We start from the raw sequence: 19,089 nt of genomic DNA, 5'->3' as shown, positions 1-19,089 counted from the left end.
GCGCGTTCCTTGGTAGGATCCCGGCTTTGTGTTTTGCTATATGGGTCTTTCCTTTGAATTCGCCACGTCACCCCCTGTCTCATGCCTTCCTCAACCAGTGTTTCCAGGCCGATGCCTCTCGGATCAAGCGCCGCCTTCATCGACTGAAAAAACAAGCTGACGGCGAGCAAAAATCAGCTGTGCTGGCCGAGCTGGAGGAGCAGGCCATTGCCGCCGCGGCCAAGGCCGAGGCCCGTAGGCAGAATCGTCCCGAGATCAGCTATCCCGACGCCTTGCCGGTATCGCAAAAGCGCGGCGAGATAGTCGAGGCGATCGCCAATAACCAGGTGGTAATTGTGGCCGGTGAGACAGGTTCGGGTAAGACGACCCAGCTGCCGAAGATCTGTCTCGAACTGGGCCTGGGCACCCGTGGCCTGATTGGCCACACCCAGCCAAGACGACTGGCCGCCCGCAGCGTGGCGACTCGTGTGGCCGAAGAGTTAAACAGCCCACTGGGCGAAGTGGTAGGCTTTAAGGTGCGTTTCGCAGATGCCATCAAGCCGACCTCTTACATCAAGCTGATGACGGACGGTATCTTGCTGGCGGAACTGAGTTCAGACAAATATCTGGATCAGTACGACACCATCATTATCGATGAGGCCCACGAGCGAAGCCTGAATATCGACTTTATCCTGGGTTACCTCAAGAGCGTGCTCAAGCGCCGCCCGGATCTCAAGGTGATCATCACCTCGGCCACCATAGACGTGGAGCGTTTCTCCAAGCATTTCAATAACGCGCCTGTGATCGAGGTTTCGGGCCGTACCTATCCGGTTGAGACCCGCTACCGGCCTCTGGTTCGCGAGCAGGATGAAGACTTAGATCTCACCGATGGCATCTTCGCCGCGGTAGAGGAGCTGATGGCCGAAGGGCCGGGGGATATTCTCATCTTCCTCAATGGTGAGCGAGAGATTCGTGACCTGGCGGACCAGCTCAACAAGCAGCAGTACCGCGATACCGAGATCTTGCCCCTGTATGCCCGTCTTTCCTATGGTGAGCAGTCAAAGGTGTTCAAGAGCCATCGCGGCCGGCGTATCGTGCTGGCTACCAACGTGGCTGAAACCTCATTAACCGTGCCTGGCATCAAGTATGTGATCGATCCGGGTACGGCGCGCATCAGCCGCTACAGCTATCGCACTAAGGTGCAGCGCCTGCCGATTGAGCCTATCTCTCAGGCCAGTGCCAACCAGCGTCAGGGCCGTTGTGGCCGTGTGGCGCCGGGGATCTGTATTCGCCTCTACGATGAGGCGGACTTTAACAACCGCCCCGAGTTCACCGATCCAGAGATCCTAAGGACCAACCTGGCCTCTGTTATTTTGCAGATGCTCTCTATCGGACTTGGCGATATCGAAGGCTTCCCCTTTATTCAGCCACCCGATGCGAGATACATTCGCGATGGCTTCCTGCTGCTCGAAGAGCTGCAGTCGGTGCGCAAACACAAGGGGCAGCTGCAACTCACCCCTCTGGGGCGTCAGCTGGCGAGTATCCCGGTCGATCCACGCCTGGCGCGCATGGTGGTGCAGGCCAAGGAATATGGCTGCCTGCATGAGACATTGGTGATCACCGCAGGTCTATCGATTCAAGACCCCCGCGAGCGTCCTATGGACAAGAAGCAGGCCGCCGATGAGGCTCACCGACGCTTCAGCGATAAGGACTCTGACTTCATCGCCTGGGTGAAGCTGTGGGATCACATCAAGGAGCAACAAAAGGCGTTGTCTGCCAGCCAGTTCCGCAAGCTGTGTAAGCAGGAATTTTTGGCCTACTTGCGGGTGCGTGAGTGGCAGGATCTCTATACCCAGTTACGTCAGGCGGTGCATGATCTCAAGTGGAAGCTCAACAGCGAGCCCGCCGATTATGAGCTGCTACACAAGTCATTGCTGACCGGGTTGTTGAGTCATATCGGCTTCAAAGATAAGGACAACGAATACTTAGGTGCGCGCAATCGCAAGTTCTTCGTCTTTCCTGGCTCACCGCTGGCTAAGAAGGGACCAAAGTGGATCATGGCCGCCGAGATGACCGAGACCTCACGCCTGTTTGCTCGCTGCTGTGCCAAGATCCAACCTGAATGGGTCGAGCCCCTGGCCGGTCATCTGGTGAAGAAGAGTTATGTGGAGCCCCATTTCGAGGCCAAGCAGGGCAGTGTGGTGGCGCTGGAGAATCAGCAGCTCTACGGCCTGACCATAGTCAATCGTCGCCGGGTGCAATATGGCCCCATCGAGCCTGTCGAGGCCCGGGAGATCTTTATTCGCAGTGCGCTGGCCGAAGGGGAGCTGCGCACCAAGGAAGCCTTCTTCGTCAACAACCGTGCGCTTATCGACGATATCGAGGCGCTGGAGCACAAGTCTCGCCGCCGCGACATCTTGGTGGACGAGCAGGCGCTGGTGGACTTCTATGATGCCCGTATTCCACAGGGGATCTACAACGCGCCTAAGCTATTAACCTGGTGGAAGCAGGAGAAGAAACGTCAGCCTCATCTGTTGGATTTCGAGCGTGACGCGCTGATGAAGCGTAGCGACGATCATGTCTCGGCGCTGGACTTCCCCGACAGCTGGCATCAGGGCAACTTTAATCTGCCCCTGAGCTATCACTTCGAACCGGCCGACGTGGATGATGGCGTGTCGGTGCATCTTCCCGTCGCGCTGCTTAACCAGATTGAGGCCCAGGGCTTCGACTGGCTGGTGCCTGGCCTGCGCGAAGAGAAGATCACCGCGCTGATCAAGTCCCTGCCTAAGACGCTGAGGCGCAACTTTGTGCCGGCGCCGGATTATGCCAGGGCCTGCCTGCAGGCGATGGCTAATACTAACAGCAGTAGTGAGATGAGTCTGCTGGATGCCATGTGTAAGCAACTGCTGCGTATGAGCGGCGTGCGTATCTCAGCCGATGATTTCGATCTTACTCAGCTCGCGTCCCATTTGCTGATAAATTTCAAAGTAGAAGATGATAAGGGCAAGTTGCTGGCTCAGGGCCGCGACCTTGAGCAGTTGAAGGCGCAGCTGCAGGGCAAGGTGACCCAGGCGATACGCAACGTGGCCGAGAGCGGCATAGAGCAGAACGAGCTGACTCAGTGGAGCTTTGGCGATCTGCCCAAGCAGTATGAGAAGCAGCGTGGTAACTTCCAGGTGAAGGCGTTTCCTGCGCTAGTGGATAATAAGACGAGTGTGGCGATCAAGCTGTTCGATGACGAGCATGAGGCCGGTCGTTGTCACAAGGCAGGTTTACAGCGCCTGTTGCTGCTTAACATGCCATCGCCAGTGAAACATCTGCAAAACACCCTGCCCAACAAGGCAAAGCTGGCCATGTATTTCAATCCCTTTGGCCAGGTGCAGTATCTGATCGACGATATCCTATCGGCGGCGGTGCAGCAGCTGCTCGACGAGAAGGGGCTGGATGTACGCAGCGCCGAGCAGTTCGAGCAGGCTAAAGATGTCGTGCGTCAGGATCTTAACCCTACGGCGGCCAAGATAGCCTTGCAGGTGGAGGAGATCCTGACCCTGTATCAGAAGGTGAAGAAGCGCCTCAAGGGCAAGATCAGCCTGGATATTGCCTTTGCCATGAGTGATATTCAGACCCAACTGGATAACCTGGTATTCAAGGGTTTTGTTGAGCGGTGCGGCTGGCAGCGCCTGGCGGATTTAATCCGTTATATCAAGGCGATAGATAATCGTTTAGACAAACTGCCAGTGGATCCAAACCGTGACCGCCTGCACCTGCACAGCATTAACAATGTACAGCAGACCTTAGCGGCGCAACTGGCCAAGGTGCCTAAGAGTGCAGCCGTGCCCGAGGCGCTGCAGGAGGCGCGCTGGATGATAGAGGAGTACCGTGTCTCCTGTTTCGCCCAGGTGTTAGGCACCGCCTATCCGATTTCGGAGAAGCGCATCCTCAACCGCATCGCCGAAGCCTAATCATTGTCATAAAGACTAAGGAAGCACCCGCAACGGGTGCTTTTTTTATGCCCGTGAAAATCACGCCTACCCCCATCGATATATTTTAACGATTTAGATCACACTTTGACTTACCTATTCGCCGTTTTATGACTATGTTTTAGTTGTTTATGAATAGCTAATTTATTCATTTTGTTGCTTTCTCAATCGAAATTGCTGTGTAGGAGAAGTGATCTGAGTTTTATCTGCTGCAAAAGGATGATCCAGATCAAACCTGCATGGAATTTACCGATTTAGGGGTATACAGAATGTTAAGAAGTTATTGATACCATAAAAAACAGGAAGAAAAGTATGGTCTTTAATGTTTGATTGACACAATCCAACCAGAAGTAGACCAACTTTATCTGCTATGAAAACCGGCATGACCCGTTGGAGGATGCATGAGTTCCACATCTAATGAAGAGAAAAGTTTAGAGCTAAAAATATTTGTGTTTCTAACCGTTTTTCTTGCTCCCCTGCTGTCAGTGTTACTCGTTTCTGGTTTGGGCTTTGCTATCTGGTTTAGCCAGATACTTACTGGCCCACCAGGTGCAGGTTAACCCACTGTATTCGAACAATTATTAAGAGTGAAAATGTCAATGAGCAATGAACTTCACGTCACCAGTTTAGTGGTTCAGGTTAAGCCTGAATTTATGTCCAGTGTCAGACAGACAATCATGAAGATGGAAAACGCAGAGTTGTCTGTTAACGATGAGGTCAAGTTGGTGGTTGTGCTGGAAGGCATGACCCAGAAGGGCCTGATGGCTGATATTGAGGCGATCAACAAGATTGAGGGCGTGCTGTCCGCAGCCATGGTGTATCACCAAAGTGAAGTGCTTGAAGAGGTTGAAAAATGAAGATGAATCGACGCGAATTTATGAAGGCAAATGCGGCCATTGCCGCTGCCTCGGTGGCTGGTTTGGCCTTGCCCGCAACGGCAAGCAACCTAATTACCAGTTCAGAGCAGACTAAACTTGAGTGGAACAAGGCACCTTGTCGTTTCTGCGGTACAGGTTGTTCAGTGATTGTTGCTACCCGCGATGGCAAAGTGGTGGCCACCCATGGTGACGCCGAGAGTGAGGTGAACCGTGGTCTTAACTGTATCAAGGGTTACTTCCTGTCTAAGATCATGTATGGCAAGGACAGACTGCAGACACCTATGCTGCGTATGACCAATGGTAAATACGACAAGCACGGCGAATTTACACCGGTAAGCTGGGATACTGCCTTCGACACCATGGCAGAGAAGTGGAAAGCCACCATCAAGAAGAAGGGCCCAACCGCTATCGGTATGTTCGGCTCAGGCCAGTGGACCGTTTGGGAAGGTTATGCCGCCTCTAAGCTAATGAAGGCGGGTTTTGGCTCTAACAACATCGACCCTAACGCCCGTCACTGTATGGCGTCAGCTGTAGGTGGCTTCATGCGTACCTTCGGTATCGATGAGCCTATGGGTTGTTATGATGACATGGAAAACGCCGATGCCTTCGTGCTTTGGGGTTCTAACATGGCCGAGATGCATCCTATCCTCTGGAGCCGTGTCACCGACCGTCGTTTGAGCGCGCCTCATGTTAAGGTGTCTGTGCTGTCTACCTTCACCCACAGAAGCTTTGACCTTGCCGATCTGGGTATCGTCTTCACGCCGCAGACCGACCTGGCCATTCTGAACTTTATCGCCAACTACATCATTCAGAACGATGCGGTAAATTGGGATTTCGTCAATAAGCACGTCAACTTCCGCAAGGGTGAGACCGACATAGGTTATGGCCTACGCCCAAGTCATCCACTGCAGCAGAAAGCCAAGAACGTTAAGACCGCCGGTAAGTCTACCCCAATCGAGTTTGACGCCTTCAAGGCCTTCGTTGCCGATTACGATGTCGCCTCTGTCAGCAAGCTTTCAGGTGTACCGGAAGATAAGCTGATTGAACTGGCGAAACTCTACGCCGATCCAAATACCAAGGTGACCTCATTCTGGACCATGGGCTTCAACCAACATACCCGTGGCGTGTGGTGTAACAACCTGATGTATAACATTCACCTGCTAACAGGTAAGATTTCGACGCCGGGTAACAGCCCATTCTCTCTCACTGGTCAGCCTTCGGCTTGTGGTACCGCCCGTGAAGTGGGTACCTTCTCGCATCGCTTACCGGCAGACCTGGTAGTGAAAAACCCAGAGCACAGAAAGATTGCCGAGAAGATCTGGAAGATCCCGGATGGCATCATTCCACCTAAGCCTGGCTATCACGCGGTTGAGCAGAACCGTCGCCTCAAAGATGGTGACATCAATGCCTACTGGGTGCAGGTGAACAACAACATGCAGGCCGGCCCGAACATTAATGAAGAGGGTCTACCTGGCTACCGTAACCCTGAAAACTTCATTGTGGTATCAGATGCTTACCCAACTGTAACCACTCAGGCTGCCGACCTTATTCTGCCAACCGCCATGTGGGTTGAGAAAGAGGGTGCCTATGGTAACGCCGAGCGTCGTACCCAGTTCTGGCACCAGATGGTGAAGGCACCTGGCGAGTCTCGCTCGGATCTGTGGCAGTTAATGGAGTTCTCTAAGCGCTTCACCACAGATGAAGTTTGGCCAAAAGAAGTACTGGCGGCGAACCCTCAGTACAAGGGCAAGACACTGTTCCAGGTACTTTACCAGAACGGTAACGTGGATAAGTTCCCGCTCGAGCAGGCCGATCCTAAGTACATGAACGATGAAGCCAAGCACTTTGGTTACTATGTACAAAAAGGTCTGTTTGAAGAGTACGCCGCCTTCGGTCGCGGCCATGGTCACGATTTGGCAGACTTCGATACCTACCATGAGGTGCACGGCCTGCGCTGGCCTGTGGTTAACGGTAAAGAGACCAAGTGGCGCTTCCGTGAAGGCAGCGATCCTTATGTGAAACCAGGTACTGGCTTCCAGTTCTACGGCAAGCCTGATGGTAAGGCGGTTATCTACGCATTGCCATACGAGCCTGCCGCCGAGTCGCCAGATGAAGAGTTCAACCTCTGGCTCTCTACCGGTCGTGTACTGGAGCACTGGCACTCAGGTTCTATGACACAGCGTGTACCTGAGCTGTACCGCGCCTTCCCGGATGCCGTCTGCTTCATGCATCCAGATGACGCCAAGAAACGCGGCCTGCGTCGTGGCGACGAGGTGAAGGTGGTTTCTCGCCGCGGTGAGATCAAGACACGTGTCGAGACCCGTGGCCGTAACAAGCCGCCTGTCGGTCTGGTCTTTGTGCCTTGGTTCGATGCCAGCCAGCTGATTAACAAGGTGACGCTAGATGCGACGGATCCTTTGTCTAAACAGACTGACTTTAAGAAGTGCGCAGTTAAAGTAGTTAAGGCATAAGGAGAATCACCATGAAATCATTGAAACTTGTAACTTTGGCGACTCTGGTGACTCTCTCTGTCGGCGCGACCTTTAGCAGCCTGGCTGCCAGCGTGCCCGAAGAGAAGCTTGCCACCCTCAGGCAGGCGCCATTGAACACTAACCCGACACCACCTGTGATGCAGAAGGTGCGTAACACAGACGTTAAGCAGGTGCGTAACTATCCGATGCAGCCGCCGGTGATCCCTCACAAGATCGACGGCTACCAGATAGACCTTAAGGTGAATAAGTGTATGTCTTGCCACGCTCGCAAGCGTGTCGGGGATTCACAGGCACCTATGGTGAGTGTCACTCACTACATGGACAGGGAAAACAACTTCTTAGCGGATCTGTCTCCACGTCGCTATTTCTGTACTCAGTGCCATGTGCCACAGCTGGATGCGAAAACCATGGTCGATAATGAATTTATCGATATCGACCACCTGATTAAAGCTGAAGCTGTTAAGCACTAGGAGCGGCCCTATGTTAGATAAGTTGAAAAAGATCTGGCAGGTATTAAGAAAACCCAGCGTGCACTTTAGCTTAGGTTTTCTCACCTTGGGTGGCTTCGTCGCTGGGGTGATCTTCTGGGGGGGATTTAACACCGCCCTGGAAGCCACTAACCAGGAAGCCTTCTGTATCGGCTGTCACGAGATGGAAAATAACGTGTATCAGGAACTCAAGTCGACGATACACTTTACCAACCGTAGTGGTGTGCGTGCGACCTGTCCGGATTGTCACGTCCCCCATAACTGGACAGACAAGATCGCCCGTAAGATGCAGGCCTCTAAAGAAGTTTGGGGCAAGATATTCGGCACCATCAATACTCGTGACAAGTTTGAGGCCAAGCGCCGCGAATTGGCAGAGCATGAATGGGAACGACTGAAGGCCAACGATTCGCTTGAATGTCGTAACTGCCACAATTTCGACTACATGGACTTTACTCGTCAATCGACACGTGCGGCCAATATGCACTCCACGTCATTGGCCAGTGGCGAGAAGACCTGTATCGATTGTCATAAGGGTATTGCTCACCACTTACCTGATATGAAAGGGGTCGAAGGCTTCTAGTTAAGCCTGCTAGTTGGGCATTAGCGCTTAAGACACCATCTCCAAGTAAAAACGCCAGCATTCATCTCGCTGGCGTTTTTTTATTTGTATATGGGGTCATGCTTGCACTGCGTCGATGATCAGCTCTCTGAGCCAACGGTGGCTGGGGTCGAGATCGAAATGTTTGTGCCAGAGCAACACATAGGTGCCGGGCACCATCTCGGTGGGGATCGGCAAGGTGACCAGCTTAAACTGGCCCATCATCTCTTTGGCGTATTTAGCCGGTGAACAGAGGATAAGGTCGCTCTGCTCACACAGCTGCATGGCGCTGTTGAAGTCGGTGAGGTTAACGGCGATGTCCCGCTTGAGGTGCTTTATCTGCAACACATCATCCAGCAGCCAGTGGGAGATACCGCCGAAGGTGACTTGTATGTGGCGATACTTGAGGAAGGTACTCAGGTTCCATTCTTCGTTGAGTAGCGGATGACCTTCGCGCACCATGGCGAGCGAGTGATCCCTGGTCAGCTCGACGAAACGTAGGGCGTCGGGGAGGTTGTTGACGTGCTGCAGCGAGCGCTCGTCCCATTCGCGGCAGGCGATCCCAAGGTCGGTGTCGCATCTTAGCAGGCGCTCCATGCTCTCGCTGTGCCAGGTGTGGCTGTCTAGGGTGATCTTAGGTGCCTGCTTGAGCAGCTTGGGCATGAAGCGTGGATAGGTTAGCGAGTAGGCGGTCTCCACCAGCTCGAGCCGAAAGCGTCTATGGCTCTTGGAGGGATCGAAGTCGCTGGGGCGGGTGAGGGAGGAGACCTGGCTCAAGATCTGACGGATCTCCGGGCCCAGCTGCTTAGCCTTGGGGGTTGGACGCAGGCCGTGGGCGGTGCGCTCGAACAGCTGGTCGTCGAAGGACTCTCTGAGCTTGTTGAGCTGCTTGCTGACCGCCGACTGGCTGAGATGCAGGCGCTCTGCGGCGGCGGTGACGCTCTGCTCCTCGAGCAACACCTCGAGTAGGGGAAGCAGGTTAAAGTCGAATGTTTTCAATGGGAATTCCGTTAGGGGATGGCTTTAACTGCTGCCATGATAGCCAGCCGATAGGTTTTTAGGTAGTCCATTCTCAAAGTTTGCCTATTTATCTGTTTATCTACCTATTTACCTATTTACCTAGGACCATGGAGTTGGTTATGCTCGGCGACGCGCGTTGTGCTTGCATGGATTGTCCATCCTTGTGGCCCACGGCGATTTAAGTTGGACGCTGACAGGATTGTCGGCCTGGTAATGTTAATGGACGCCCTAGTGATACCAAATCTAGTCGCTAACTGATCATCCTAGCCTGTTGTTAAAGGTTTTTTCTCCGCTATGTTTGATCACCTAGTGACTGCAATGGGTATTAGCCAGTGCGTGGCGTGACTGTGTGTATGCGCCGAGTCAATGGAATTAGTCATGATGAAAAAGATACTGCTTGTAGGTTTGACCTCTCTCTCCCTGTGTTCGCCGCTGGCCTTTGCCAGAGACGATGTCGGCAATTATAACATCGCTTCTGTGCTGAATTCAGATATGGCCAAGTCAAAGCTGGGTAGCGACGTCAGCTTCTACTTTGGTGAGCAGGCCTATGGCGAGCCACTACAGAAACTGGGTGAGCTGAAGACCAATAAGAAGACCAATGCGTTTAATAAATCCGACCAGGAAGCCTGTGAATGGGTGTTTCTGTCGGCGATGATTGCACTTAAAAACAGTGCCGTGAAGCAAGGCGGCAACGCAGTGGTGAATATCAAGTCGAACTATAAGAACAATCTGACCTCGAGCGAAGAGACCTTCCAGTGTGGCGCCGGTGCGCTGATGGCCGGGGTTGCGCTCACAGGTGAGGTGGTTAAGCTGCCCGAGAGCTCTAACTAGGCCAATACCGCCAATTTGGGGGCAGACAATAAAAACGCCAGCAATTGCTGGCGTTTTTTGTGCCTATTCTTAAAGGCGAGTATCTTAGTTATCTAGGCGCTAGGTTTTTAGCTGCTAGGTGGTTTAGCAGCGAACACTCAGGCGCGCATCGCCTTCTCGCCGCGACATAGGCCGACGACGCCGGAGCGTGACACCTCGATCACCTTAGTCACCTCGCCGATGGCGGCGATGAAGGCGTCGAGCTTGTCCGAGGTACCGGCCATCTGAATGGTGTAGAGCTCGGAGGTGACATCCACTATCTGACCGCGGAAGATATCGGCGGTGCGTTTCACCTCTTCGCGCCCCGCGCCCTTGGCTTTCACCTTGACCAGCGCCAGCTCACGTTCGATATGGCTCGACTCGGTAATGTTAGATACCTTGAGAATGTCGATGAGCTTATGCAGCTGCTTCTCAATTTGCTCAAGCACCGCCTCGTCTGCCACCAAGGTGATGTTAAGTCTGGACAGGGTGACATCGTCCGTGGGCGCCACGGTCAGACTCTCGATGTTATAACCGCGCTGAGAGAAAAGGCCTACCACACGGGATAGGGCGCCGGGCTGGTTTTCGAGTAATACAGAAATAATTCGACGCATTAGCTTTTCTCCGTCTTGCTTAGCCACATTTCATTCATCCCGCCACCGCGGATCTGCATTGGGTAGACATGCTCTGTCTCATCGACGCTGATGTCGACAAAGACTAGCTTGTCCTTCATGGCAAGGGCCTTCTCTAGCCCGGCTTCCAGCTCAGCAGGGTCGCTGATGGTCATGCCCACGTGGCCGTAGGCCTCGGCGATCTTGGCGAAGTTAGGCACTGAGTCCATGTAGGAGTGGGAGTGACGACCCGAGTAGATCATATCCTGCCACTGCTTCACCATACCGAGGAAACGGTTGTTTAAGTTGATGATTTTGACTGGCGTATCGTATTGCAGGGCGGTGGATAGCTCCTGAATATTCATCTGGATCGAGCCATCGCCCGTGACACAGATAACCGTCTCGTCCGGCTTGGCCATCTTTACCCCCATGGCGGCCGGTAGGCCAAAGCCCATGGTGCCTAGGCCGCCTGAGTTGATCCAGCGTCTTGGCTTGTTGAAGGGGTAGTAGAGGGCGGCAAACATCTGGTGCTGGCCCACGTCAGAGGCCACATAGGCATCGCCCTGGGTTAGCTTATGCAGTGTCTCGATCACCTGCTGTGGTTTGATCCGCTCGCTGCTCTTGTCATAGGCAAGGCTGTTGCGGCTGCGCCATTGGTTGATCTCACTCCACCAATAGTCGATGGCCCCTTCATCGTTTTTCATCGATGGCTCATCGTCTAGCAGGGCCAGCATGTCATTGAGCACGCTGTCGGCCGAGCCGACGATGGGGATATCCACCCTGACCGTCTTCGAGATGGAAGAGGGATCGATGTCGATATGCAATATGGTGGCGTTGGGGCAATACTTTTCCACATTATTAGTGGTGCGATCGTCGAACCTTACGCCGATGCCGAAGATAAGGTCGGCATTGTGCATCGCCATGTTGGCCTCATAACAGCCATGCATGCCGAGCATGCCGACGCTGTTGGCGTGGGTGCCGGGAAAGGCGCCCAGCCCCATGAGGGTGCTGACTACCGGCAGGCCGAGTCTATCCGATAGCTTAAGTATTTGTTGGTCTGCGCCCGAGATCACCGCGCCGCCGCCCACATATAGCACGGGCTTCTTGGCCTTTAGCAGGGCCTGCAGGCCGCGGCGGATCTGTCCCTTATGGCCCGAGGTGGTCGGGTTGTAAGAGCGCATGTTGATCGCCTCTGGATACTGGTATTCGTGCAATATTTGCGGGTTGAGACAATCCTTGGGAATGTCTACCACCACAGGGCCGGGACGACCCGTGGAGGCGATATAAAACGCCTTCTTGATGATGGCCGGAATATCCTTGGCGTCTGTTACCAAGAAGCTGTGTTTCACCACGGGGCGGGAGATACCTATCATGTCGCATTCTTGGAAGGCATCATTACCAATTAAGTTGCTGGGTACCTGACCCGAGAGAACAACTAAAGGGATGGAGTCCATGTAGGCGGTGGCGATGCCCGTGATGGCATTGGTCGCGCCTGGGCCCGAGGTAACCAGGACCACGCCCACCTTGCCGGTGGCGCGGGCATAGCCGTCGGCCATGTGTACGGCCGCCTGTTCGTGGCGCACGAGAATATGTTCTATGCCGGATTTTTGGTGCAGGGCATCGTAAATATCGAGCACCGAGCCACCTGGGTAGCCGAAAATATGTTTAACGCCTTCATCGATTAATGATCGGACGATCATACTGGCGCCGGAAAGTTTTTCCATTGGTGATCCCTCTTAAGTTACCGCGACGGTATGCAGTATCTTGATACAGCGACGGTAATCGCTCTAAACATAGAGTCTGGAGGGTAATCCAGACTCGCGCTTCACCCTAAAGTGACTGTTGCCAATGAACAGAATTTCATCATATTCAATAGATGAATGAATTCAAGCCTTTTATGAGCAATCTTTGCCAAGTTGAGTAAAACTCAACATCGACTCGCTCCGGAAGCAGTATAGCGTGACGGTTTGATGGGCTTTGGACGGCGTTTATAGCGTCAAGACGGGCGAATTAGACTTTAGTCTCAGAGGGCGAGTTTCAAAGGTTTAGGCTCAAAGGTTTAGCCTTAAAGGTTTTGTCTATGTGATCGCCGCCTTGAAGAGGGCGGCGATCACACAGAGTTCTTTGGTTATAACGATTTTTGCTGGGAATGCGCCAGAAACTGACAGAGACCGACTAATAGCACGGCACCTAGCATCAGCGCCGAGAAAGGCACGGCGGTGCCCGTGTAGAAGAGCGCCAGCAGCGGCCCGGCCAGGGCGCCACAGCCAAATCTCAATGTGCCGATCACCGCGGTTGCCGTGCCGGTTTCCTGCTGAAACTTCATCAGCACTATGGCGTCGGCATTGACCGACATCACCCCAAGGAAACCCATGAAGGGAATAAGCGCCGCGACGGTAAAATGATAGCTAAGGCCGAGCAGGTTAACGCTCAGCAGGCACAGACCAGCGACGGTCGCCAGCAGAGTAGATACCTTGAGCATACGCCGCGAGCCATATTTGACCACGATGCGACTGTTGATCACATTGGCCAGCATCAGGGCACCGACATTGGTGCTGAAGAGGATGGCAAACAGGCTCTTATCCAGCCCAAACACCTCCATATAGACAAACGGCGAGGCGGTGAGGTAGCAGAAAAACGCAAACGAGGTCATCACGCCGCTGGCGATATGCAACTTGACGCCGGGTTTGGTAAACACCACCGCATAGGCGCCGAAGAAGGATCGCTGGCTACGTGCGCCCGAATGAGTATCGCTAGGCATTCGCAGCTTGGTCAGTACTAGAACCAGCAGCAAGCTGGCATAGAAGGCCAAAATGAAGAAGATCAGATGCCAATCACCCAGCTCAAGGATCAGACTGCCCATGGTGGGCGCAATGAGTGGTGCCAGCATCATGATCAGGCTGACATAGGACATCCCCTTGGCGGTATTCTTGCCATAGACCTCCTTGATGTAGCCGGGGACCACTACCGTGGCGGCGGCGCCGATGAAGGCCTGAATGAATCTCAGGCCCAGGAACACCTCGACGCTGGTGACGAACGCCAGTGCCAGACTGATCAAGCCAAAGCCGGTTAAGCCGAGCAGCACCAAGGGGCGGCGGCCTATGCGGTCGGCAATGGGGCCGAAGGTAAGCATACCCATGGCATAGCCGGCCAGATAGAGACTCAAAGATTGCTGCACCGTGGTGACACTGGAATGAAAGCTGCTGGCCAGGGTCGACATGGCCGGCAGGTACATGTCGATCGCCAGCGGTGTGATGGCCACTATGGCCGATAACATGGGGATCAATAGGGCGAGATTAGGGATACCCTGGGTTTGGATAGGCTCAGATGACGGGATCGACGCTTTGTTCACTCATACCTCTTGTGACCGATTTAAGACAATTTGTGGGGGTGATAACAGGTGATGGGGATGTTATCTGGGAGAAGATCGATTGTACGGGATCTCACAGGACAAAGGCCAATGCTTTATTGTGCTTTGGCCTCTGGCTGAGGAGGCGATTTGTAACAAAACCTTGCTGCAGGCATTGGCGGTGTTGATCGCCTGATTGGCTAAAAACTCAGTTCAAAGCCCTGTTCAAAAACCTCCGCTTATAGCTCGGCTTAGATGTTGGCTTAGATGTTGGCTTAGATATCGGCCTGAAAGGGTAAATCCAACCGACGCTGACTGACCCGCTCGTTAGCGACAGCGCTGACCATGTGATTGCGCTCGACCTTGACCCAGTGATCGCTCTCATCTGTGGGGGGCTCAGAGCAGATGATGATACAGGCATCGTCATTATCATGGGGCACAAAGTCGATACCCTCTTGGCAAAGGCGGATTTCTCCCCGACCAAAGAAGAGCGAGGCGGGTTTGACTCCCTCAAGCGTGGCGAAACGTGTGACTACTGTGTGTTTACCATCAGTCACCGCAAAGTTGATGAAGGCATTGGTGTCGGCGCCCGCATCCTTACGCAGCGTCATGATCGTGGCTATGGTTTCCTCCATCGCCTGTTCCAGCTGACTCAGACTGGCCTGCTCGGCAAATTCCAGCTTGTCCATGAAGAGGGCGAAGGCATATTCCGAATCTGTGTTGCCCTTGATCAGGCTAAAGGCCCGATCCGAGAGCTGATTGAGCAGTTGACGACGAAACTTATCGAACTGATCCAGGCGGCCGTTGTGCATCCACAGATAATGCATGCAGGAGAAGGGGTGGCAGTTCGCCTGGCTAACCGGCATCCCCTTGGAGGCATCGCGCACGTGGGCAAAGTAGTGTTGCGTCTCCACCTTCTCGGCAATCATCTTGAGGTTACGGTTACTCCAGGCGGGATCCACGTTGACGAAGGTCGCCGGGATGGGGTCATTCTGGGTGGGGTACCAGCCCAGGCCAAAGCCATCGGCGTTGGTGGGCACCTTACGCTTCTGAGCATACTTGCTCTGCATCACCAGTGAGTTGGAGGCCTGAAAGATCAGGGGAGACATCAAGGCCTTCGGGCCGCTATAGGTTAAAAATCTGCACATGGACTCTTTATCCAAAATCATACCGAGTCAAAATTTAGCGCGAATCATGCAAGTGACAAAGATAAATTTACACCAGAGCCAAATTTTCTATCTGCCTGTCGTTAAACTGTTATCTTGAGGCCATGAATTCATCTTATCCCCGCCTTAGCTTTGCGCCATTTATAGCCTGTTTGTTTTCCTTTGTGAGGAGCTTACTTGGGCGTACACAGGGCAAGGATTAGCGAATGAAAAACAACATGAAAAAAACGGCAATAGCACTGCTAGTGGCGACAATGGGGCTGGCGGCCCGAGCGGTAAGCCGCTGCTGAGCATAGGCAATGAGGTGAGCGGCAGCAGCATGTATCAGCTCTCATTGCAGTGATAGTGCACTGTGACGTCAGCAGCTTATCTAAGCAACTTATGCAAGAACTGATATAAGAACTGATATAGGAACTTATGTAATCGAGTTAGGTTGAAGCTGATTTATAGATGAGTAAAGGCGCCGAAGGGCGCCTTTTTTGTCGGTTATTGCTGGAGCAGGGCGAAGCTCTCACCACTGTCTAGCCAGGTGGGATATTTTTTCATGACCGCGTTAAAGGCTGTGCTTTGCAGATGAGCGTTTAACCAGGCGCGCACCTTAGGGTAGGGAGCTTGTTGCCACCAGTGATTATCGACGTGGGCGAACTGGCGCACGAAGGGGAAGATGGCATAGTCAGCTATACTAGCAGCGTCTGACACGAGCTGGTCATGTTCGCTTAGCCTGGCTTCTAACAGGGCAATGAATCGCTCGCCCTGGGCGCGATAATCTTCTTGGCTCTGCTCTGGGTGGCGATCGGCGTATTTATACTTGTCTAGCCAGGGCTTAAAGCTATTATCGTTTGCATCGATCAGTGCCATGGCGGCTTGTTGCAGGCCAGGCTCATGGGTGAGAAGTAGGGCGTGTTTTCCCTGCTTGGCGAGCGCCCATTGCATGATGGCCAGGCTTTCGTCGACCACCCGGCCATCTTCTAAGATCAATACAGGTACTGTGCCCTTGGGGCTGGCCGCTAACATAGGCTCAGGCTTATGTTTAAGTACTATCTCTCTTAATTCCACCTCTTTCCCGGCCAGATACAGGCCCAGGCGGGCACGCATGGCGTAGGGACAACGACGAAACGAATATAAAATGGGGTAGGCCATGGGGTCTCCTTGATTGCTGGCGCTATTCTTCATGGCTTTGGCCTAAATCGCAAGTCCGTTTGCTATTACACTCTTTGGCTGAAAATACCCTTACTTTTTCTGCCTGTTTGTTTAACTGTGATTTAGGTAGAATTCGCCTCCATTTTGCGCTCTGGGTCACCTTGGGTAACCCTTTAAGTGTGAGAGCGTCTATTCATGCACTGGGGATTAAGCCTCAGCGAGCAGTTAAGAGGTTGATATGTCTCAGTTTGTAGTATGTGCGTTATATAAGTTTGTCTCTCTGCCGGATTTTGAGGCCCTGCAGCAGCCTTTGCTGAAGGAGATGGAAGCCTTAGGGATTAAGGGCACCTTGTTGCTGGCCAGCGAAGGGATCAACGGCACGGTCGCCGGTAGCCAGGCAGGTATCGACAGTCTACTGGCCTGGTTAGATGGCCAACCAGGGCTGGATAACATAGTCCACAAACTCTCCTTCGACGATGAGATGCCTTTCTATCGCACGAAAGTGAAGCTGAAGAAAGAGATAGTCACCATGGGGGTCGAAGGCATAGATCCCCGTAAGGTAGTCGGCACCTATGTTAAGCCCAAGGACTGGAACAAGTTGATTTCAGATCCCGAGGTGCTACTTATCGACACCCGCAACGACTATGAAGTCAACATAGGCACCTTCAAGAATGCGGTCGATCCTAAGACGGCAACCTTCAGAGAGTTTCCCGAATACGTGAAGCAGAACCTGGATCCTAAGCAGCATAAGAAGGTGGCCATGTTCTGTACTGGTGGCATCCGCTGTGAGAAATCAACGGCTTACCTTAAAGAGCAGGGGTTCGATGAGGTCTATCACCTAGAGGGTGGCGTGCTCAAGTATCTGGAAGAGGTGCAGCCCGAAGAGAGTCTCTGGGAAGGTGAATGTTTCGTGTTCGACAATCGCGTTGCGGTCAATCATCAGCTGGAGAAGGGCCAGTACGATCAGTGTAATGCCTGCCGTCTGCCGATCACAGAGGAAGACAAGCAGAGCGAGCATTATGTGCAGGGCGTGAGTTGCCCGCATTGCATCGACAAGCTATCCGATAAGCAGCGTAAGCGTTTCGTCGAGCGTGAGCGTCAGGTGCAACTCGCCAAGTCGCGTGGCGAAAGCCATATCGGCAGCGACGTGAAGCAGGTGATCGAGCAGCGCCGTCAGCACAAGGTCGAGCGCAAACAGCGTCAGCAGCCGGAGGGCTAATAGTCTGCGACTCTGCACGACTAGCGCTGAACCTTGGTAAAAATCGGCGCGGCAATGCCCGTGAATACAATGGCCGTGAATATTTGTGGCTGATATTTGTGCGCGAATATTTGTGATTAATGGCGAACAGCTTCTATACTTAAAGGGCTGCTAGAGATGAGTTGCATCGGGCGACCTGTCTGCTTGATGAGCAGTATTGGTGAAGATGTAGATAGCCTTTCAGTTTTTAGAGAGTCTGAGCCAATGTATTCAGAGTAAGAAGCAAAGGCGAGTGTTGTGTTATGCAATGCTCGCTTTTTTATTGGCCGCTTTTTACTCGCTAGCGAATCTTATTTGCCCATAGCGAATCTTGTTCCCCCATAGCGAGTCGTGTGGTTTATTTTCCGCCGTGTCTTTTGCGCCCTAAGCCCTAAGCCCTAAGGCTTGAGCCTGAGCCAGCCCTACTGAGTGATAGCGAGTCCTTGTCTGCTTGTAGGCTAGAGCTCGGCGTGCTCGACGGCTATTAGCCTTTTTACCATTCGACAAAATATCGCATCCAATAGACTTATCTCGCCAATTTGCAGCTGGTTATAAGTTGCCTGACGACTATTTCACTTCTTCTGCATCACCGACTAACTGCTTGCGCTTTTTCTGATCCCATCTTGCTCTTATTAGGCTTCGGCTAATGCCCACTTAAGTTGTTATTTCTAAGCGCTTTAAAGGGGGCGAGGGGCTAAGGCACCACGCCCCACATGTAATTTATTCTCATCTTGCCATTTACTTAGCCTGCTAAATAAATATAATGCTTAGCTTGCTAAGTAATTTGCCAGGTATCACAAGCCTAACGAGGAGGGCGAGATGACAGAGGAAAATCGAGATAGGGCCGAGTCATCCAACGCGGAGCGTGTGGCCAGGCTGGCACGTTTATGGCGCATGGTCGCCGATGCAGAGCTTGCGCCCCTAGGTCTGACCCATAGCCGTTGGGTCGTGCTTTGGAAACTCTATCGCATGGGGCAGGAAACCAGCCAGAAGGCGCTGGCCGAGGCGCTTGAGATAGAGTTGGCGTCCTTAATGCGCACCCTGAGTCAGCTGGAGCAGCAGGCCCTTATAGAACGTCACTGCTGCGAGCATGACAAGCGCGTGCGTCGCGTCTCTCTGACCCAGGCTGGCCTGGATCTGCTGGCCTTCATTCGACAGCGCATTATCGACCTGCGCGCCGAGCTCTATGCCGGAATCGGTGCCGAAGAGTTAAAGGTCTTCGAGTCGGTACTCAATCGCATTACAGATAACGCCTTCAATAAATTACATCCAACCGCCACAGATAAAGAGGAAAAGTAGTCA

General features: G+C 53.1%; 15 protein-coding genes. 9 read left to right on the top strand and 6 right to left on the bottom strand.

Annotation, left to right across the window (positions count from 1 at the left end; translation table 11 throughout):
• Window positions 1-53: 53 nt before the first annotated feature.
• The 6 genes from hrpA (at window position 54) to L2731_RS18315 (ending at window position 8,397) form a co-directional block, all read left to right on the top strand.
• Window positions 54-3,941, top strand: coding sequence for an ATP-dependent RNA helicase HrpA (gene hrpA / locus L2731_RS18340; RefSeq protein WP_249254778.1), 3,888 nt, complete (start codon window positions 54-56; stop codon window positions 3,939-3,941).
• Window positions 3,942-4,360: 419 nt separating this feature from the next.
• Window positions 4,361-4,519 (top strand): periplasmic nitrate reductase, NapE protein, encoded by a 159-nt coding sequence (locus L2731_RS18335; protein WP_239850383.1) that lies wholly within the window; start codon window positions 4,361-4,363, stop codon window positions 4,517-4,519.
• A gap of 39 nt (window positions 4,520-4,558) precedes the next feature.
• Entirely contained in the window at window positions 4,559-4,816 is a 258-nt protein-coding gene (locus L2731_RS18330; protein ID WP_041406610.1) for a chaperone NapD, read from the top strand.
• Between the two features lie 2 nt (window positions 4,817-4,818).
• Window positions 4,819-7,308: a nitrate reductase catalytic subunit NapA gene (napA, locus tag L2731_RS18325; protein WP_249254789.1), complete on the top strand. Its 2,490-nt coding sequence runs from the start codon at window positions 4,819-4,821 to the stop codon at window positions 7,306-7,308.
• An 11-nt stretch (window positions 7,309-7,319) separates the two neighbouring features.
• Window positions 7,320-7,799 carry a nitrate reductase cytochrome c-type subunit gene (locus L2731_RS18320; RefSeq protein WP_239850384.1) on the top strand — a complete coding sequence of 160 codons (480 nt, stop codon included), beginning with the start codon at window positions 7,320-7,322 and terminating at the stop codon, window positions 7,797-7,799.
• Window positions 7,800-7,809: 10 nt separating this feature from the next.
• Window positions 7,810-8,397, top strand: coding sequence for a cytochrome c3 family protein (locus tag L2731_RS18315; protein WP_160793176.1), 588 nt, complete (start codon window positions 7,810-7,812; stop codon window positions 8,395-8,397).
• Between the two features lie 96 nt (window positions 8,398-8,493).
• Here L2731_RS18315 and L2731_RS18310 read toward each other — a convergent pair whose 3' ends face one another.
• Window positions 8,494-9,414 (bottom strand): LysR family transcriptional regulator, encoded by a 921-nt coding sequence (locus L2731_RS18310; RefSeq protein WP_249254777.1) that lies wholly within the window; start codon window positions 9,412-9,414, stop codon window positions 8,494-8,496.
• A 399-nt stretch (window positions 9,415-9,813) separates the two neighbouring features.
• Here L2731_RS18310 and L2731_RS18305 point away from each other — a divergent pair, with 399 nt between their 5' ends.
• A complete protein-coding gene (locus L2731_RS18305; RefSeq protein WP_415837013.1) occupies window positions 9,814-10,266 on the top strand; it encodes an excinuclease in 453 nt (150 codons plus the stop codon).
• Window positions 10,267-10,403: 137 nt separating this feature from the next.
• On the opposite strand, the gene ilvN is transcribed toward L2731_RS18305, so the two are convergent.
• The 5 genes from ilvN to L2731_RS18280 all read right to left on the bottom strand — a co-directional run bounded on the left by ilvN (window position 10,404) and on the right by L2731_RS18280 (window position 16,550).
• Window positions 10,404-10,898, bottom strand: a complete 495-nt coding sequence (gene ilvN, locus L2731_RS18300; RefSeq protein ID WP_041511445.1) for an acetolactate synthase small subunit — start codon at window positions 10,896-10,898, stop codon at window positions 10,404-10,406.
• Window positions 10,898-12,619, bottom strand: coding sequence for an acetolactate synthase 3 large subunit (locus L2731_RS18295; RefSeq protein ID WP_249254776.1), 1,722 nt, complete (start codon window positions 12,617-12,619; stop codon window positions 10,898-10,900). Before L2731_RS18295 ends, ilvN begins: the two co-directional genes overlap by 1 nt.
• Before the next feature lie 404 nt (window positions 12,620-13,023).
• Entirely contained in the window at window positions 13,024-14,172 is a 1,149-nt protein-coding gene (locus tag L2731_RS18290) for a multidrug effflux MFS transporter (RefSeq protein WP_415837020.1), read from the bottom strand.
• 347 nt (window positions 14,173-14,519) lie between these two features.
• A complete protein-coding gene (locus tag L2731_RS18285; RefSeq protein ID WP_249254774.1) occupies window positions 14,520-15,392 on the bottom strand; it encodes a class II glutamine amidotransferase in 873 nt (290 codons plus the stop codon).
• A 504-nt stretch (window positions 15,393-15,896) separates the two neighbouring features.
• On the bottom strand, window positions 15,897-16,550 hold the full coding sequence (locus L2731_RS18280; RefSeq protein WP_249254773.1) for a glutathione S-transferase: 654 nt from the start codon (window positions 16,548-16,550) through the stop codon (window positions 15,897-15,899).
• A 238-nt stretch (window positions 16,551-16,788) separates the two neighbouring features.
• Between L2731_RS18280 and trhO the strand changes: the two genes are divergently transcribed.
• Together trhO and slyA are read left to right on the top strand one after the other, a co-directional pair.
• Window positions 16,789-17,769 (top strand): oxygen-dependent tRNA uridine(34) hydroxylase TrhO, encoded by a 981-nt coding sequence (gene trhO, locus L2731_RS18275; protein ID WP_249254772.1) that lies wholly within the window; start codon window positions 16,789-16,791, stop codon window positions 17,767-17,769.
• A gap of 837 nt (window positions 17,770-18,606) precedes the next feature.
• Complete coding sequence (gene slyA, locus L2731_RS18270; protein ID WP_249254771.1) at window positions 18,607-19,086, top strand: transcriptional regulator SlyA; 480 nt, start codon at window positions 18,607-18,609, stop codon at window positions 19,084-19,086.
• The last annotated feature ends 3 nt before the right edge of the window (window positions 19,087-19,089 follow it).

Source organism: Shewanella aquimarina (genome assembly GCF_023349185.1).
GTDB classification, from domain to species: Bacteria; Pseudomonadota; Gammaproteobacteria; order Enterobacterales; family Shewanellaceae; genus Shewanella; species Shewanella aquimarina.
Note: the sequence above shows the minus strand (reverse complement) of the source record. Positions and strands in the feature narration are given on the sequence as shown.